The sequence below is a fragment of the Streptomyces sp. NPDC091280 genome (assembly GCF_044768565.1).
GTDB lineage: Bacteria > Actinomycetota > Actinomycetes > Streptomycetales > Streptomycetaceae > Streptomyces.
Genome location: NZ_JBIVUZ010000004.1, coordinates 85,090 through 102,705 on the forward strand (window position 1 = coordinate 85,090; position 17,616 = coordinate 102,705).

Below are 17,616 nucleotides of genomic sequence, written 5' to 3' on the forward strand. Positions count from 1 at the left end.
CCCGGAGGAGGAGGACGTGGCAGCACGCGTGAGGTGCCCCATCTGCCTGAACACCGTGGACTGGGCACGGGCCCAGATCGTCACCATGAACACCGACGGCCGCCCCGAACCGCTGGTGCGCGCCACCGACGAGGACGAGGTGAGCTGGAACTACCGCACCCTCGACGCCTACCGGCTCTGCGAGGGCGGCGGCGGTGAACCGCACGTCCTGCCCGGCCGCTACGGCGACTTCGGCGAGCCCCTGGTCATCGGCGTCGTGGGCGAGTCGCACGCCGGCAAGACCCATCTGCTGGCCGCCATGATCGGCATGCTCTCCGACGCCGACCGGATGTCCCGGCTCGGCCTGTCCGTCGGCGGGCTCGACCTGAGGCTGCACCAGCGGTATCTGCGCGACGTCGTTCGCCCGTTCCTGGACCAGGGCCAGGGACTCGACGGCACACCGCCCGCGCCGCCCGAGTTCACCGACGCCCTGTGGATCCACAACCGGCACACCGGACGCAGCTTCGCCGTCGCCTTCTTCGACGTCTCCGGCGAGTGGCTCGCCAACCACGAGGCCCAGGTGCCCTTCCTCGGCGCGGTGGGCGCCCTGGTCTTCGTGGTCGACCCCACCCGGATCCGCGGACTGACCGCCACCGAGGGCGGTGTCCTCGGCGACCCGTCCTTCGACGTCGTGCTCCAGAAGATCGGACAGCTGCGCGGCTTCGACGGGACGGAGTTCCTGCCGCTGCCCGCCGCCGTCGTCATCGGCAAGTGCGATCTGCTCCGGCACCACGAGAGCCTGGTCGACCGCTGGTTCCGCGACACCTCGCCCGACGAGGAACTCGACCTGCGCACCGTGGAGGCGGAGAGCGAGGACGCCTACGCGCTGCTCAGCTCCCGGGGGGCCCGCGGCTGGCTGGCCCCGTTCGTCCGCTGCGCCCGCTCGACCCTGCACTTCGCCTCCGCCACGGGCCACAAACCCGTGGAGGAGGACGGCGTCCAGCGCTCCCCGAAGGGCGGCTTCGAACCGCGCCGCACCCTCAAACCCATGCTCACGCTCTTCGCGCTGTGCGGGGTCCTCGGCCCCACCGACCTCGGCCAGGAGGGCACCGGATGACGACGGTCCACCAGATCCTCTTCGGCTGGGCCGAACGGAACCGCGAGGGCAACGCGGGAGTCCGCCCCGTCGCCCACTCCGGCGCACCGACCATCGACCGCTGGGCCGGCCGCCTGGAGTACGTCTGGGCCGCCAGGGAAGGCGCCCACGACGACACCGACGACACGGCGAGCCTGGTCCACCTGGTCTTCGAGGACGAGGCGGCCGTCCTGCGCAAACTGCCCGCCCGCAATGTGCACGGGCGCGGCGGCGCCACCCTCACCCACGCCCTCGTCGGCGACCCCCGGACGATCGACGCGCGCCTCGCCCTGGGCCTGCACGACTGGGACGGCTGGCGCGAGACCGAACCGGCCGGAGCGTCCGCCGTGCTCGACCCGCTCGACCTCGCCGACCTGAGCGAGGCCTCCGCCACGGGCCTGGCCGGCCTGCGCGAACGGGCCGCCGGCATACCGCCCGAGCAGCTCACCGCACTGCTCGGGCGGGTCCTGGGCGAACCCGCCGCCGACTTCACCGTCATCACCAGACCGAGCCTCGCCCTGCCGATGATGACGGCCCTCCTCGACATCGTCGGACCGGTGACCGGCCGGCCGTGGACCTTCGCCGGCCGCGAGTCCACCGACGTGGGCGGCCACCAGCCGCGGGTCGTCTTCCTCACCGCCCCGCCACCCCCGTCGTACTACGTCAACCGAAGACTGCGCGTCGAACCCGCCACCGTGCCCCCCGACCCGGACGGCCCCCGCTTCGCCGGGCAGCTGACCGAGCTGTACCTGTCCTGCGGACACACCGCGCTGGCCCGGATCCGCCCGCAGCACCCGCTCGCCGGGGCCGACGACGTCGCCGCCTGGCAGCGCTCGGTGCCGGTCGTGGACGGCCGTATCGCGGAGCCCCGGCTCGACCTCGACGTCCTCGTCGACGACGAACTCCTCGCCACCCGCGGTCACCTCCCCACCGTCCACACCCGCCTGGCCGCGGAGCTGTGCTACGAACCCGTGGACTGGCTGGCGGCGGTCGTACGGCGCTGGGGCCCCGACGAACTGCGCGCGGTGCGCCACCCCGACCTGCGCGACATCGTCCTGAAGGGGGCCCTGCGCAGCTGCCTCGGGGTGCTGGAGCCGGCGGCGGACCCGCTGGTGGAGGCCATCGCCGCCGCCCGCCCCGAGCCCCGCACGGTCGCCGCCGCCTTCCGCCGGCGGCTGCCGGACGGCGGGCTCGACCTGATCGACCCCCAGCATCTGCGCCTGCTGGTCGTCGCCCTCAGCCTCGGTCTGATGGACTCCGAACTCGACCGCCCCGAGACGCTGGCGGCCACCCCCGCCACCGTGCTCGTGGACTTCGTCGCGGACTACGGGCACAGGTTCCCGGACGCGGCCTACGTCGTGCTCCGCCGCTGGCTGGGCTCCGCCGCCGACCGGCAGGACGGCCACGCGGACGTGACCCACGTCTGGTACGAGAACGACCTGCTGCTGAGCCAGGTCGAGCGGATCGCCGACCACGACCCGGTCAAGGAACGCGAGTGCTACCGCCTGCTGCTGTCCGCCGCCTACGGCCCCTCGCTGTCCGCCGGGAACGCCACCGCCCTCATGCGGCACGCCGGGGACCGGGCACCCTCGGGACTGCTCGCCGCCGCGCTGGAGCGGGCGGCGGACGACAGCGCGGAGTGGCCGATCCGCAAGGAGGCCTCCGACCGCTACCTCCGCGAGGAGGGCCATCGGCTCGACAACGGCACCCGGCGCCCGACCGCCGGCCCACCGGCGGTGTCCACGGACTCCGCCTCCCGGCCCACGACGGCACCGGCCCCGGCACCGGCCCCGAACCCGTACCCACGGCAGCCGCCGCCCGCCGCCGAGCAGGCGCCCGACCGGCCCGCCCCGCACCTCGCCCCGCACCCCGCCACCGAACCGCGCCCGCCCGTCCGGCCACCCGGGCGCCCCGAGGAGCCCGGCCTGTTCGGACGCTCGGACGGTACGGCCTTCATCCTCGTCCTCGCCGCCGCCATCGTCCTGATCCTGCTGGCGGTGGCCTACATCCTGCTGACCTCCCGGACCTGATCCCGTGAATCGGACGAATGACACCGCATGACATCGACTGAAGAGACAGCAGCCCCGCAATCGTCCGTCCCGGCACCCCGGTCCGGCGGCGCACCGGAACTCGGCGATGTCGCCGCGAGGCTCCGCGAGTTCGCCGACCGCGCCCGCGCCGACGGCACGGACACCCGGGTCCTGGACCGGATCGTCGGCGATCTGGAGGCGGGCGGAGCCACGCTCGCCGGCACGGACCTGGTCACCGCCTACCCGCCCGACATCCTGCTGCCCGACGCGCCGACGAGGACCTCGGCCACGGTCGAGAGCTGGCTCGGCGTGCTCCGCGACGTCCTGGTGTTCGCGCCCATCGCGCTCACCTGGTGGCGACTGCGCGACGCCCTGCACGCCTACGACGCGACGAAGAGCCGGGACCCCTTCCTGCTCGGCTGGGCCCGCGGCTTCCCCGAAGGCGCCCCGCCGCACCGGACGACGGTCACCCTGGGGACCTCCGCGATCCATGTCACCCTGCTCATCGTCCTCGTGGTCACGCTCACCCTGGTCGTGCACATGGTGCAGCGCAGCCGGGACAGACGGCTCTCCCGCGAGGACGCGCGCCGCGAACTCGGGCACGAACTCACCCTGGCCACCTTCCTGTTGGCCACCCCCGCCGCCCGCCCGGCGGGCAAACCCCTGGACAGCCGCAGCGCCGACCGGCTCGGCGCCCAACTCAACGCCAGCACACAGCAGTTGGAGACCGCGCTGCGCCGCGCCTCCGAGGAGATCGTCACCGTCATGGAGTCCGGACCCGGCAGCCGGATCCAGACGGCGCTGGACGGCTGGACGAAGACGGTCGACGAACTGACCGCGCTGGTCCGCACGCTCCGGCTGCCCAGCGAACTGGCCGAGGACCTGATCCGCATCCGCCAGGAGACCGCCCGCGACGAGGAACGGCTCCGCGCCTCCCTCGACGCGCTAGTCACCGACCTGCGCGCCGCCCAGGAGACCGCCGGCCAGGAGATCCACCGGCACGACCTCGCCGTCGCCTCGGTCCGCGAACTGGCCCGCGACCTCGGGGAGTCACTGGTCGTCTTCACCGAGCGCACCAACATCCTCTACGACGCGGCCCGTTCGGTCCTGGAGTGGATCGACCGCCACGAGCCGCCGTCCCCCTACCGGGACGACCTGTGAGCCCCCGGCCCCGGAGCGGCAGCCCGGTCAGCCGTACCGTGCTGCTGGCCGGGTGGCTCTTCGCCGACCTGCTTCTGCTGCTCCTGGTCATCGCGCTCGGTTCCCTGCCCCGAGAGGAACGGACCAGCTCCACCGCCTCGCCCTCACCGTCCTCCTCCGCCCCGCCCAGCGAGTCCCCGTCCCCCCAGGTCGCCGAACGGGGCCTGGTGCTCAAACCGTGCAGCTTCACCGTCTCGACGGGCAGCGCGGGTTCCGTGAGGTCCCAACTCGCCGCCCAGCTGCGCCAGGCCGGGGTGGCGGACCGTACGGCCGGCTTCGTGCTCTCCTTCGGTACGGCGCCGCAGCCCGAGGCCGGGCAGGAGGCCGCCGAGAAGGTCAACCGCTACCTCACCGGCGGCCTGTCCGGCTTCCGGCACGCCCCCAAGCGGGGCTACTGGAAGGGCGGCGAGAGCGGCAAGGTCAGGATCGACGTGTTCTTCCTCGCCACACCCGACGGCGACACCACGTTCCCGAGGCGCTGTCACTCGTCGGACGACTGACGAAGAGGGCGGGCCGCCGGAAGTCCGGCGACCCGCCCTCTGGGGGAATCGTTCTCGGGAGTCGATCAGCTGACGTCGGAGGCGTCCAGCCGGTACAGACCGCTGCTCGACGACGAGGTCGTGGACGAACCGCTGCTGTACGCCGAGGACTTGACCGCCGTGCCGTGCGCCTTGACCCAGGTCGCGATCTCGGAGTTGGTGCCCTGACCACCGTCGCTGCTGACGATGATGTAGTGCAACTTGCCCGACTTCACCAGGGACTTGAGCTTGGCGAGGGTCATCGCGTTGTCGCTGCCGGACCAGCCGCCCATGGAGATCACGGGCTGTCCCGACTCCAGGATGATCGAGGACGCCGTCTGGTCGGTGGACACCGCCAGCAGCCAGGTCGCCCCGTCCTGGTGCTTCTTGAGGTACGCGATCATCTCGGACGAGACCTGAGTGCCGCCGCCCATGCCGCCCCCGCCGCCCTGCTGCCCACCGGACTCGGACGTGGATCCGGACGCGGACTCGGACGTGGACCCGCCGGTCGAGGAGCCGCTGCCGCTCTTGGCCGTGCCGGTGCCCGAGGGAGCCGTACCGCCCGACGGGGGCGTGCCCATCGTGCCGGACCCCGAACCGCTGGGCTTCGTACCGGACTTGCTGCCGCTCGGCGCGCTGCCCATACCGCCACCGCCCCCCATGCCGCCGCCCATTCCGCCGCCGGTGCTCGGACCGGCCGTCGGGTTGGTGCCGTTGGTCGAGGAGGTCGCCGCCGAGACCGAGTAGGCCGCGGGACCGGCGAGCAGGGCGACGACCGCGGCGAGCGCCGCGAAGCCCGTCAGCCGGTGGCGCCGGGTGAACCGGCCGACCAGCAGGCCGAGTACGGAGGCCGCGCCCGCCACGGCGACCACGATCTCCGCGACCGTGTAGACCGCGCCCGAGCCGGAGACCCGCTGGAGCAGGACGACCGCCCACACCGTGCTGGCCGCGACCGCGACCGGCAGCACCCACGCCCACTTGGCGGCGGCGCCCTCACGGAAGGCGCGGTACAGCAGCACTCCGCCGCCGCCCGCCAGGGCCGCGATACCGGGCGCCATGGCCGTGACGTAGTACGGGTGGAAGGTGCCCTCGGCCAGCGAGAAGGTCAGGAAGTGCAGGACGAACCAGCCGCCCCAGAGCATCAGCGCCGCGCGCTTGGCGTCGGTGCGGGGAGCGCGGCCCCGCAGGACCAGACCGCCGACGAGCGCGACGGCCGCGAAGGGGATCAGCCAGGAGATCTGGCCGCCCATGATCTCGTTGAACATCCGGTACAGGCCCGAACTTCCGCCGAACGAGGCGCCGTTGCCCTGCGAACCGACCGAGGAGCTGGCGCCGAAGATCCGGCCGAAGCCGTTGTAGCCGATGACCAGGTCCCACACCGTGTTGTCGGTGGAGCCGCCGATGTAGGGGCGGGAGGACGCGGGGATCAGGTCGACGATCACCATCCACCAGGCGCTGGAGACGACCAGCGCGACGGTGGCGACGGCGAGGTTGCGGATCCGCCTGCCGAGGGAGACGTTCGTGGCCCAGAGGTAGACGAGGAAGAACGCGGGCAGGACGACGTACGCCTGCATCATCTTGGTGTTGAACGCGAAGCCGATCGCGACCGCCGACCACACCAGCGGCATCAACTTGCCGTTGCGGACGGCCTTCAGGAGGGCCAGCGCGCCGAGCATCATCAGCAGGACGAGGATCGGGTCCGGGTTGGTGTCCCGGGTGATGGCGACCGTGATCGGGGTCAGAGCGAGGACGAGCGCCGAGATCGTGCCCGCGACCGCGCCGAAGTCACGCTTGACGCTGCGGTACAGCAGGGCCACCGAGCCGGTGCCGGCCGCGACCATCGGCAGCATCAACTGCCAGGTGCCGTAACCGAATACGCGGGCGGAGAGGCCCATCACCCAGAGGGCGAACGGTGGTTTGTCGACCGTGATGAAGCTGCCCGAGTCGAGCGCGCCGAAGAAGAACGCCTTCCAGCTCTTGGTGCCGCTGTAGACGGCCGCGTCGTAGAAGGTGTTGCCGGTGATCGAGGTCAGGTTCCAGGCGTAGAGGGCCGTGGCCAGCAGCAGGATCGCCCACAGGGCCGGGCGGGCCCAGCGCGGGTCCTCCGCCGGGCCGGTGAAGAGCCTTCTGACGCGGGAGTCGAGGCCGCCGTCGACGGGCGGGCCCGCCCGGTGCGAGCGGCGGGCGCCCTCCTGGTGGGGCGGCGGGGCGAGGGTCGTCATGACGCGTACTCCAGATTCTCCGAGCGGGAAGCGATGCGCGCGTCGGCTCCCGCCCGGGCGGGCGTGACCTCGGCGGTCGTGGCGGTCCAAAGAGTGCGGTGGGGCACGGCGGCGATGCGGGCGCGGCCGGTGACGGTCCGTCGGAACATGCGGCGCATGCCCTTGAGGTCGTCGAGGGCGGTACGGACGATGTCGACCCGGCTGTCGGGGTCGTCGATCCAGTCGACCGGGACCTCGTGGATGCGGAGCCGGTTGCGCTGGGCGAGGACGAGGAGTTCGGTGTCGAAGAACCAGGCGGTGTCCTCGATGTGCGGGGCGAGCGCTCGGAACACCTCGGTGCGCACGGCCTTGAAGCCGCACTGCGCGTCCGAGAAGCGGGCGCCGAGGCCCGCCTTGAGGAGGAGGTTGTAGGAGCGGGAGATGAACTCCCGCTTGGCGCCGCGTTCCACGGCCGCCTGCCGGTGCAGCCGGCTGCCGATCGCCACGTCGCTGTGGCCGGACAGCAGCGGGGCGACCAGCGGGAGGAAGCCTTCGAGGCCGGTGGACAGGTCGACGTCCATGTACGCGACCACGTCCGCCTCGGAGCGGCTCCACACCTGCTTCAGCGCGCGGCCCCGGCCCTTGGCGTCGAGGTGCACGGCGTGCACGTGCGGCAGCCGCCGGGTGAGGTCGAGCGCCTCCTGCCAGGTGGCGTCGGTGCTCGCGTTGTCCGCCACGGTGATCGTGAACGGGAACGGGAAGGACGATTCGAGGTATGCGTGGAGACGGCCGACACTGTCGGCGAGGACGTGCGCCTCGTTGTACACCGGCACCACGACCTCGACCGACCGCTGCCGGACGCCTCCCGCGTTCTGTTCGCTCATGACGCCGACGATCCGGGCCGTGGCTGGGCCGTTGCTGTGCCTTCGCTGAACGATCGATGAGAATCAGCGGACTCACAGGAAGGGCACAGTGGATCCGCCCCGTACCCCCAGGAAGCGGCAGCCGAAAGCGGGTCGGTGCCCGCCGGGTTCCCGCAACACAAGCCGTCTAGACTCTGCCCTCAACGGCCTGAGACAGCGGCCAGGAACGGGCAGTTTCTGCCACATCCGAAGGGTATTCGGCGCTTTGATACGGATAGATTCAGTCACCAAGCGGTACCCGGACGGCACGGTGGCGGTCGACCGATTGTCCTTGGACATACCGGACCGCTCGATCACCGTCCTCGTCGGCCCCTCCGGCTGTGGCAAGACGACGACCCTGCGCATGATCAACCGGATGATCGACCTCAGCGAGGGTCAGATCCTCCTGGACGGCGCCGACATCACCAAGCAGCCGGTCAACACCCTGCGCCGGTCCATGGGTTATGTCATCCAGAACGCCGGTCTCTTCCAGCACCGCACGATCATCGACAACATCGCCACCGTGCCCCGCATGCTCGGCTGGAGCAAGGACAAGGCCAGGACGCGCGCCACCGAACTCATGGAGCGGGTGGGCCTCGACGTCTCCCTCGCCAAGCGGTACCCCTACCAGCTCTCCGGCGGCCAGCAGCAGCGCGTCGGGGTCGCCCGCGCGCTGGCCGCGGACCCGCCGGTGCTGCTGATGGACGAGCCGTTCTCGGCCGTCGACCCGGTGGTCCGCAAGGGACTTCAGGACGAACTCCTGCGCCTCCAGGGCGAGTTGGGCAAGACGATCGTCTTCGTCACCCATGACATCGACGAGGCCATCAAGCTCGGCACGATGGTCGCGGTGCTGCGCACCGGCGGCAAGCTGGCCCAGTTCGCGCCGCCCGCCGAGCTGTTGTCCGACCCGGCGGACGCCTTCGTCGAGGACTTCCTCGGCGCCGACCGCGGCATCCGCCGCCTGTCCTTCTTCTCCTCCGCGGGCCTCGACCTCAAGACGTCCCCGATCGTCGCCGTCGACTCCAGCGCCGAGCAGATCGCCGAACGCACCACACCCGGCGTGCCCTACCTCCTCGTCACCGACCTGGACGGCAGGCCGCTCGGCTGGAGCGAGCCCGGCACCCTCGCCGCCGGTCCCGTCGACCCCGCCCGACTCCTGTCCCACGGCCGCCCGTTCGCGGCCGGCCGGGACTCGCTGCGCGCCGCGCTCGACGGCTCCGTGCTGTCGCCCACCGGCTGGGCGGTCGGCGTGGACGACACCGGCCGGGTGGTGGGCGTGGTGTCGCAGCAGGCCGTGGGCGAGGCGATCCGCAGCGCGCACGCGGCGGTGCGCCCGGACACGAAGGCCGTCGGATGAACGACTGGTTCCGCATCCCCAGCGACCTCCAGAACAGCTACCTCGGCCTGATCGGGCTGCATCTGCGCGAGGCCGTGATCCCGGTCCTCGTCGGCCTGGTCGTCGCCCTGCCGATCGCCCAACTCTGTGTGCGGCTGCGCTGGTTGTACCCGCCGGTGCTGTGGGTGACGACCGTGCTGTACGCGATCCCCTCGCTGGCCTTCTTCGTCGTCCTCATCGACTACACCGGCCAGACCGAGACCACCGTGATGATCCCGCTCGGCGTCTACAGCCTCGTGGTGTTCGTCCCGGCGATCGTCGACGGCGTCCGCTCGGTGCCCCAGGAGACCCTGGACGCGGCCACCGCGATGGGCCTCGGGCCCGTCCGCCGCTATCTCCAGGTGCAGTTGCCGATCGCCGTGCCCGCGATCATCGCCGGCCTGCGGGTGGCGACCGTCTCCAGCATCTCCCTGGTCAGCGTCGGCATGCTGATCGGCAACCAGGGCGGGCTGGGCAACCTCCTCAACGACGGCCAGATCTACCACCAGCCGCGCCTGATCTGGCTCTCCGTGATCACCACCGCCGTCCTCGCCATCGTCGTGGACGCCGTCCTGGTCGGCGTACGCCTGCTGCTGACGCCCTGGATGCCGCGCGGCAACCGCAAGGCCCGCCCCGCAGAGGACCGGCCCGAACCGGCCGCACCCGTACTGGAGGACGCAGCCCGGTGAACGTACTCCACTACATCAACCTGTTCTTCAGCGACAGCACCCACTGGCACGGCTACGACGGCATCCCCACCCGGCTGCGCGAACACGTCCAGTACTCGCTGCTCGCGCTCGCCATCGCCGCCGCCATCGGCCTCCCCGTGGGCCTGCTGACCGGCCACACCGGACGCGGCGGCAACACCCTCTCGCTGATCGCCACCGGCGCCCGCGCGCTGCCCAGCTTCGGCCTGCTGGTGCTGATGTTCGTGCTGATCGGCTTCGGCCTGGTGCCGGTGATGATCCCGCTGGTCGTGCTCGCCGTACCGCCGATCCTGGTCACCACGTACGAGGCGATGCGCTCCGTCGACCCCTCCCCGGTCGACGCCGCCCGCGGCATGGGCATGAACGAGACGAACATCCTCTTCCAGGTGGAACTGCCGTCCGCGCTCCCGCTGATCCTCAGCGGTCTGCGCTCGGCCGCCATCCAGATCGTCTCCACCGCCACCATCGCGGCCTACGTCAGCCTCGGCGGCCTCGGCCGCTACATCATCGACGGCCTCTACCAGAAGAACTACGAGAAGGTCGTCGGCGGCGCCACCCTGGTCGCCGGGATGGCTCTCGTGACGCTCGCGGTCTTCTGGGGCATCGCGCGGCTCGCGGTGTCGCCGGGGGTGCGCCGCAGCAACTGACGCGCACGGCAAGGGGGGTGGAGGGCCGACGGCCCTCCACCCCCCTTCCCGCGATCCGGGCGCGCTCAGTTCTCCGTGCGCGCCAGCGCCAGCTCCAGCACGACCAGCAGCGCGTCCCGCACCGAGCCGCGCTCACGTGCGTCGAAGGCGATGACCGGGACGCGTTCGTTGACGTCGAGCGCCCAGCGGACCTCGTCCAGGGAGTGCTCGATCTTGCCGTCGAAGGCGTTCAGGGCGACCGCGAACGGGATCTGCTTGTGCTCGAAGTAGTCGACGGCCGCGTAGCAGTCGTCGAGCCGGCGGGTGTCGACGATGACGAGACCGCCGACCGCGCCCTCCACGATGTCGTCCCACATGAAGCCGAACCGGTCCTGCCCGGGGGTACCGAACAGATAGAGCTTCAGCGTCGGGTCGATGGTGATGCAGCCGAAGTCCATCGCCACCGTGGTGGTGGTCTTGCGCGGGGTGTGGGACAGGTCGTCCACGCCCGCCGCGACCTCGGTGATCGCCGCCTCGGTGGTCAGCGGCTCGATCTCGGAGATCGCGCCCACGGTCGTGGTCTTGCCCACGCCGAAGCCGCCCGCGACGACCATCTTGACCGGCAGCGGCGGTCGTACGGCGGTCTGCGCAGCCGCACCGCGGGCGACCGGTTCAGTCGGTGTCACGGAGTACTCCCCGGGAGTTGGGGATGGCGCGGAGGCCATCGATGACCCTTCGCAGGACGGATGCGTCATGGATGATGTCGGTGTTCGGCACGTGCACCGTCAACTGCCCGGCGGCACGCAGGTCCTCGGCCAGGACCCGCACCACGTTCAGGTGCAGCCGCAGCCGGGCCGCGATCTCCGCGAGGGACTGCGGCTGCCGGCAGGCGGCGACGATGTCGTGGCGCTCGAAGGAGAGCCGGTCGAGCACGTCGAGTCCGGCGGCCGTCGCCACCACCTGGGTCTCGACGGGGATCGGCCGTCCGGAGTCGGCCGCGCCCGCACCCGCCACCCGGCCGGCGGTCACCAGGAACGGCCGTACGGCGGAGGGGGCGCGCACCGGATCGCGACCCGGGGGTGTGGCCCCGTCCGCGCCGGCACCGCTCGGTGTGCGGCCGTCGGACATGACTGGCTGTTCCTCTCTCGACCGGTCGGGGACCGGTCACCGAGCCGAAGCGGCGCCGACGCTGTTCTTCAGCTGGAGCACCAGCTGCGGGTTGAGCGCGGAACCGGCACGGTTGGCGAACAGCGTCATCTCGTAGGCGATGTTGCCGAGCTTGGCCTCCTTGTCGGTGACGACGCCGAGGACGGCACCGCTGCCGATCGCGGAGACGAGGACGTGGCCGCCCTCCAGGTCGATGATGACCTTGTTCAGGCCGCCCAGGCCGTAGTTGCCGGAGGCGCCGGCGGCCAGGCTGGTGATGCCGGAGACGATGGCCCCGAGCCGCTCCGAGTGGGCGTGCTCGCGCAGTTCCGCCACGGCGATCAGCAGGCCGTCGGAGGACACCGCGATGGCGTCGACGACACCCGCGGTCTCCGTCGCGAAACGGTTGAGCAGCCAGTTGAAATCGGCCGCCGCTGCCTGCAGTTCGGCCGGCGTGGTGCCTCCCCTGGGAGTTTCACCTGTCGACGTACTCACTGCTCCGCTCCTTTCGGGAGATTGTTCCGGTCGTGCGGGTGGATCGCGTCCGTCGGACGCAGGCCCGTGATGGTGTCGCTGTCACGGTTGGCCTGCTCCACGGCGGCCTCGAACTCTTCGAGGGCCGAGCGGACGGCGTCCGCGTCGGCGGGCCGGGGGGCCTGCCTGGCGGCTTGCTGGGCGGCGTCGTCGGCGCCCGTACGAAGGGTGGCGCCCTTGACCCGCCGACGCAGCGGGCGGGAGCCCCCCGGGTCGGTGTCGAACGCGGCGGAGTCGTCCGCGGGGGCGTGGTGGGTGAGCGGCGGGGGAGCGGCGGCGGCCCTCGGCGCGGTCTCGTAGCGGGAGACCCGGCGCGGCAGCGGGGCGGGCTCGTCCTCGGCCCGCACCTGCTCGGTCACGACCGGCTCGGGCCTGTTCAGGGTGATCGACGGGCGCGGTCCGGAGTCCGAGGCGGCCCAGGAGGGAGCCGGACGGCGTTGCTCCTCAAGGGAGTTGAACGCCCCGGTCCCGGCGGGCGCGAGCGCCTTCTCCGGTCCCGCGTGCGCCTGCGAGGCGCCGCCGGAGGTCAGCGTGCTCATCCGCAGCAGCAGCGTCGCCGGGATGGTGACCTCGGCGGTCACACCGCCGCCCGGGGTGCGGGCCAGCGCGACGTCGATGTCCCAGCGGCGGGCCAGCGTACCGACCACGAACAGGCCGAGCACCTTCGTCGGCACCACGTCCAGACGCTCGCGGCGGATCAGCCGGGCGTTCTCCTCGGCGATGCGGTCGGCGCTCATCCCGAGACCGTGGTCGGCGACCACGATCAGCGCGTCGTCGCCGTCGGTGCGCACGACCACCTCGACGGGGCTGCCCGCCGGGGAGAACGACACCGCGTTCTCCAGGAGTTCGGCGACCATCAGCGTGAGGTCGCCGATGATGTCGGGCTCCACCATGATCTCGGTGTCGGCCCGCAGACCCACCCGCTGGAAGCCCTCGATCTGGCCGAGCGCGGCCCGTACGACGTTGGTGAGTTCGGTGGGGCCGCCGTCCAGCACGGTCTCGCGGATGCCGGCGAGCAGCATCAGGCTGTCCGCGTTGCGCCGCAGCCGGACCGCGATGTGGTCGATGGAGTAGAGGCGCTCCAGCAGCGCCGGGTCGGTCTCGCCGCGCTCCACCGCGTCGATCAGCGCGAGCTGACGGGTCGTCAGGTTGCTGACGCGGCGGCCGACGTTGCCGAACATCTCGGCGATGTTGCGGCGGCTGACGACCTGTCGGGCCAGCAGCGCGGCGGCCGTGGTCTGCACATGGTTGAAGGCCTCGGCCAGGTCGCCGATCTCGTCCTTGGCGGTGACCGGCATGTCCCGCAGCATGGGCGGGCCGTCGTCCTCGGCGTCGTCGTCGGCGACCCGGGCCAGTTCACGGCCCGCGACCTCGGCGACCTGCTTGGCGGCACCGGTCAGGGCCTGCACCGGGCGGACCACCGAGCGGCGCACGATCACCACGAAGAACAGCCACAGCACGAAGCCGAGCAGGGAGAGGTTCAGCAGGATCCCGGCGCGCCAGGACGCGGAGCTGGAGGCGTTGTCGGCGCGGGTGGCGATCTGGTCGATCAGCGAGTTGGTGATCTTCAGCCGGGCCGCGGCCTGCTGCGGATAGTTGGGGTAGTCGCTCATGGCGTCCGCGAACGCCTTGCGGACCGCGCCCGGCGACTCGGCCTGGAGTCCGCTGGGGTCGACCTGCAACTCGGCGTAGGCCTCGGCGATCTCCCGCTGCGGGGCGGTGTGCTCGATGCCGGACAGTTCGTCGGCCTGCGCCTCGGTGGCGAACCGGGCGAAGCGGGAGGCCTGGTAGGTGTACAGGTCGTAGGAGCCGACGGCGTTGGTGAACTCGATCAGCGCGTTGCTGTCACCGGTCGTCGCCGAGAACACGCTGGTCTCGAACGAGCTGTGGGCGGCATCGGCCCGCAGCACGGAGTCCAGCAGGTTGCCGGTGAAGGTGGTGGCGAGGTTCGCGTTGTGCTCCAGGTCGAGCCCGTCGATCAGCCCGTCCGAGGCGCTGGTGTACGCGGGGTCGATGTTGTCGGCCGGCAGATAGCTCTGCTCGACGGTGTTGCGCAGCGTCTCCAGGCCGTTGATCTCCAGCAGGGCCTGCGCCTCGCCGGCCGGCAGCCGGTCGCCGAAGGTGTCGCGCACCTTGTCGACCTGCCGGTCCACGGCCTGCTGGGCCTTGCGGTAGGCGCTCTGCGAGGGCGTGCCGCCGTCGTTGGTGGCCTCGAAGCGGACGGAGAGCAGGATGGCCTGCTGGTGCTCCGCCTCCACGAGGTTCACCAGCCTGGCGACCTGGCCGCTGTCACGCACCAGCTGCGCCGCGTCGCTCGCGTCCGTCGACTGCCCGATCTCATCGGCGATGAGATACGCCAGCAGCACCGCGACCACCGCGAGCGGCACGCCGACGAGCAGATTGAGCTTGCGCCTGAAGGGCCAACGGTCTGCGAAGCCCCGTATGGACACCAGGCCTCCTTCGTGGGGTGTTGTCACGGTACGCGCAGCGTCACACGTGACTGTTTTTGATCCAAGCGGCCCCCGCACACCGCTGTGACCGACGCCAACTCCGGGGAGACTACCGCCTCTTCGATCGATCAAGTGCGTCGCCCTACGTCAAGAATCAATTACAAAGCGCCCGCGTTCGTGACCGGTCCGTTTACGCCTCCTTCACAACTGGGCACTCATTGAGGCCAATCGGTGACCGGACTTCTCTTGACTGACCAAGAACCGGCTGGATTGGATCAGCGGAGTGCGGCGTTCACGCCCCGCGTGGGGACGCCACAGCCATGCCTGCACGCCTGTGTCAACATCCAACCCCGGAACGGGAATTGTGACTTCTAAAGCGAAGAACAGCTGGTCCAGCACTAGGTACCCCGGCGCGGCGGCCATCGCCCTCGCCGCCACGGCTGCGCTTGTCACGGGATGTGGATCGTCCTCCGACAGCAAGTCCGACAACCCCCTCTCGGGAGGCGGCAAGGCCAGCGGTGACACGGTCGTCGTCGGCTCGAACAACTTCGCCGAGAGCACCCTGCTCGCCGACATCTACGGCGAGGCCCTCAAGGCCAAGGGCGTCAAGGTCACTTACAAGCCGAACATCGGCAGCCGTGAGACGAGCTACGGCCTGCTCAAGAACGGCTCCATCACGGTGCTGCCCGAGTACAACGGCGCCCTGCTGGCCTACCTCGACCCGAAGGCGACCCCGACGACCGTCGCCGCCACCACGGCCGCGATCAACGCCAAGCTCGACACCAAGCTGACGCTGCTGGAGCCGGCCGCCGCCGAGGACAAGGACACGGTCACCCTCAACGCGGAGACCGCGAAGAAGTACAACCTCACGTCCGAGTCCAGCATCGGCGACCTCAAGTCCATCGCCAAGGACCTGGTCATCGGCGCCTCGCCGGAGTTCCAGACCCGGCAGCAGGGCCTGGTGGGCCTGAAGTCGGTCTACGGCCTGGAGTTCAAGTCCTTCAAGGCGCTGGACGCGGGCGGCACGCTGACCGCTGCCGCGCTGAAGAAGAACACCGTGCAGGCGGCGGACCTCTTCAGCACGGACCCGACCATCGCCAAGGAGAAGCACGTCACGCTCCAGGACCCGAAGCGGCTCTTCGGCTTCGAGAACGTGCAGCCCCTGGTCTACAAGAGCGGCCTGTCCGCCGCCGGTGTGGCCGCCCTGAACGCGATCTCCGCGAAGCTCGACACGGCGACCCTGCTGGACCTCGACACCCAGGTCCAGTCCCAGAACAAGGACCCGCTGGACGTGGCGAAGGCCTGGCTGAAGTCGGCCGGCCTGAGCTGACGTACTGCCGCCCCGACGCGGGTGCCTCCGTTCTCCGGGAGGCACCCGCGTCGTCGTACCCGGACGGACTCAGTAGCCGACGCGGAACGTCGCGTCCTGCTGGTCCGTCGCCGTCGAGATCGGGTCGATGCGCAGCACGTAGTTGGAGTGCCGGATGTAGCGGGTCGGGTTGTTGTACGACCGGAAGGACGCCCAGGTGGAGTCCGCCAGGCCCGCCGTCCGGTAGAACGTGGCGTCCCCGGCGAACGTCGACGTGCCGTCGTTCACGTCGAGTTGGAGCGCGTAGTTGTAGTGCCGCAGATACCGGGTCGGGTAGTTGACCGACTGGAAGGACACCCCCGCGCTGTCCGCGAGGCCCGGCACCAGCGTCCACTGCGAGTCGGTGTACGGGTCGAAGGCGTACGCGTCGATGCGGCCGACGAAGTTGGAGTGCCGGACGTAACGGGCCGGGTAGTTGTAGGACTTGAGCCGGTTCCAGGCCGGAGTGCCCCATTTCGCCACGAGGTTGGTGTACTCGGTCGCGGTGATCGGCTGGATGCCGCAGTGCTTGGAGTTGAGCGGCTGGGTGTAGAGCTTCTGGTCCACGGCCGTCCAGGTCCCGGCGGCCAGACTGCTGCTCTGCCAGGCGTAGAAGACGCCGTTGGGGTCCCAGGTGTCGCCCCACAGGTACCAGGTGGAGCCGGACGAGAGGGACTTGACCAGGGTCGGCGCCTCGGTGCCGTTGTGCGAGACCGCCGTGCTGAACTCGGTGAAGCTGCCCGGGTCCAGTGAGGTGGACTTCGCGCCGACCAGCGTCGAGTTCTTCTTGAAGTAGAGGTAGTTGACCCCGTCCACGCCCACCGCGAGATCACCGTCGATGACGTCGTAGCCGGGGTCGAAGAACACCTGCGGATCGCCGGCGGTCACGAAGTCGCTGGTGTAGTTGACCATGATGACGTTGTGGCCGCTGTCGTTCACGGCCGAGTAGATCACCCCGTACTGGCCGCGCCCCGCGTCCCAGTAGGACTCCGGCGCCCAGGCGTGGGTGTCGAGGCTGTGCACCTTCATCCGCCGGTAGCCGGTGAAGGTGCGCAGGTCGGTGGAGTCCCAGACGTGGATGTACTGGCTCACGTAGGACCAGTCGGTGCCGTTGAGGTCGGTCGCCAGGACCACGAACGTGCCGTCCTGCTTGCGCAGGATGAACGGGTCGCGCAGGCCGAGGGAGCCCGCGGTGGGGGTGGCGACGGGGGCGTTCTGGTTGAGCGGGGTCCACTCCAGCCCGTCGAGGCTGACCGCCAGGTGCAGTCCGTAGTCGGCGCCCAGGAAGGTCGGCGACTCGGTGAAGTAGCACATGACGTACGCCGAGTCGGTCGCCGCCCGCGCGCTGCCGGCGCCGAGCGTGAGCGCGCCGGTGGCCGCGAGCGGGACGGTCGCGGCCATGCCGAGGAACGTGCGGCGGGACGGGTGGGGGAGCGGGGGGACGGCCATGTGTTCTCCAGGGGTG

15 protein-coding genes are annotated in these 17,616 nt (G+C 71.0%); 8 read left to right on the forward strand and 7 right to left on the reverse strand.

Going from position 1 to position 17,616, the window contains the following annotated elements; all coding sequences use genetic code 11:
• Positions 1 to 16 precede the first annotated feature (16 nt).
• The 4 genes from ACIQPR_RS13755 to ACIQPR_RS13770 are packed head-to-tail and all read left to right on the forward strand — an operon-like array spanning position 17 to position 4,844.
• Entirely contained in the window at positions 17 to 1,096 is a 1,080-nt protein-coding gene (locus tag ACIQPR_RS13755) for a hypothetical protein (protein WP_403646664.1), read from the forward strand.
• A complete protein-coding gene (locus ACIQPR_RS13760; protein WP_403646666.1) occupies positions 1,093 to 3,144 on the forward strand; it encodes a hypothetical protein in 2,052 nt (683 codons plus the stop codon). Before ACIQPR_RS13755 ends, ACIQPR_RS13760 begins: the two co-directional genes overlap by 4 nt.
• Positions 3,145 to 3,171: 27 nt before the next feature.
• A complete protein-coding gene (locus ACIQPR_RS13765) occupies positions 3,172 to 4,305 on the forward strand; it encodes a hypothetical protein (RefSeq protein WP_403646669.1) in 1,134 nt (377 codons plus the stop codon).
• Positions 4,302 to 4,844, forward strand: coding sequence for a hypothetical protein (locus ACIQPR_RS13770; RefSeq protein ID WP_403646672.1), 543 nt, complete (start codon positions 4,302 to 4,304; stop codon positions 4,842 to 4,844). Before ACIQPR_RS13765 ends, ACIQPR_RS13770 begins: the two co-directional genes overlap by 4 nt.
• A 65-nt stretch (positions 4,845 to 4,909) precedes the next feature.
• On the opposite strand, the gene ACIQPR_RS13775 is transcribed toward ACIQPR_RS13770, so the two are convergent.
• Together ACIQPR_RS13775 and ACIQPR_RS13780 are read right to left on the reverse strand one after the other, a co-directional pair.
• Complete coding sequence (locus tag ACIQPR_RS13775; protein ID WP_403646675.1) at positions 4,910 to 7,084, reverse strand: ArnT family glycosyltransferase; 2,175 nt, start codon at positions 7,082 to 7,084, stop codon at positions 4,910 to 4,912.
• The gene (locus ACIQPR_RS13780) at positions 7,081 to 7,947 is read right to left on the reverse strand and encodes a dolichyl-phosphate beta-glucosyltransferase (RefSeq protein WP_403646678.1); all 867 of its coding nucleotides are present in this window, start codon (positions 7,945 to 7,947) and stop codon (positions 7,081 to 7,083) included. The genes ACIQPR_RS13775 and ACIQPR_RS13780 overlap by 4 nt, the downstream gene beginning before the upstream one ends.
• 244 nt (positions 7,948 to 8,191) lie before the next feature.
• On the opposite strand from ACIQPR_RS13780, the gene ACIQPR_RS13785 reads away from it, so the two are divergent.
• From ACIQPR_RS13785 to ACIQPR_RS13795, 3 genes are read left to right on the forward strand one after another with little or no spacing between them, the layout of a single operon-like run.
• Positions 8,192 to 9,322: an ABC transporter ATP-binding protein gene (locus tag ACIQPR_RS13785; RefSeq protein ID WP_403646681.1), complete on the forward strand. Its 1,131-nt coding sequence runs from the start codon at positions 8,192 to 8,194 to the stop codon at positions 9,320 to 9,322.
• Complete coding sequence (locus tag ACIQPR_RS13790) at positions 9,319 to 10,029, forward strand: ABC transporter permease (RefSeq protein WP_403646684.1); 711 nt, start codon at positions 9,319 to 9,321, stop codon at positions 10,027 to 10,029. The genes ACIQPR_RS13785 and ACIQPR_RS13790 overlap by 4 nt, the downstream gene beginning before the upstream one ends.
• Positions 10,026 to 10,694 carry an ABC transporter permease gene (locus ACIQPR_RS13795; protein ID WP_403646687.1) on the forward strand — a complete coding sequence of 223 codons (669 nt, stop codon included), beginning with the start codon at positions 10,026 to 10,028 and terminating at the stop codon, positions 10,692 to 10,694. Before ACIQPR_RS13790 ends, ACIQPR_RS13795 begins: the two co-directional genes overlap by 4 nt.
• Positions 10,695 to 10,759: 65 nt before the next feature.
• Here ACIQPR_RS13795 and ACIQPR_RS13800 read toward each other — a convergent pair whose 3' ends face one another.
• From ACIQPR_RS13800 to ACIQPR_RS13815, 4 genes are read right to left on the reverse strand one after another with little or no spacing between them, the layout of a single operon-like run.
• Complete coding sequence (locus ACIQPR_RS13800; protein WP_401937813.1) at positions 10,760 to 11,359, reverse strand: GTP-binding protein; 600 nt, start codon at positions 11,357 to 11,359, stop codon at positions 10,760 to 10,762.
• Entirely contained in the window at positions 11,346 to 11,801 is a 456-nt protein-coding gene (locus ACIQPR_RS13805; RefSeq protein ID WP_403646690.1) for a DUF742 domain-containing protein, read from the reverse strand. Before ACIQPR_RS13805 ends, ACIQPR_RS13800 begins: the two co-directional genes overlap by 14 nt.
• 36 nt (positions 11,802 to 11,837) lie before the next feature.
• Positions 11,838 to 12,314, reverse strand: a complete 477-nt coding sequence (locus ACIQPR_RS13810) for a roadblock/LC7 domain-containing protein (protein ID WP_019071413.1) — start codon at positions 12,312 to 12,314, stop codon at positions 11,838 to 11,840.
• Complete coding sequence (locus ACIQPR_RS13815; RefSeq protein ID WP_403646693.1) at positions 12,311 to 14,803, reverse strand: ATP-binding protein; 2,493 nt, start codon at positions 14,801 to 14,803, stop codon at positions 12,311 to 12,313. Before ACIQPR_RS13815 ends, ACIQPR_RS13810 begins: the two co-directional genes overlap by 4 nt.
• A 364-nt stretch (positions 14,804 to 15,167) precedes the next feature.
• Here ACIQPR_RS13815 and ACIQPR_RS13820 point away from each other — a divergent pair, with 364 nt between their 5' ends.
• A complete protein-coding gene (locus tag ACIQPR_RS13820) occupies positions 15,168 to 16,133 on the forward strand; it encodes an ABC transporter substrate-binding protein (RefSeq protein ID WP_403646696.1) in 966 nt (321 codons plus the stop codon).
• Between the two features lie 69 nt (positions 16,134 to 16,202).
• Here ACIQPR_RS13820 and ACIQPR_RS13825 read toward each other — a convergent pair whose 3' ends face one another.
• Complete coding sequence (locus tag ACIQPR_RS13825) at positions 16,203 to 17,600, reverse strand: glycoside hydrolase family 43 protein (RefSeq protein WP_403646699.1); 1,398 nt, start codon at positions 17,598 to 17,600, stop codon at positions 16,203 to 16,205.
• Positions 17,601 to 17,616: the final 16 nt, after the last annotated feature.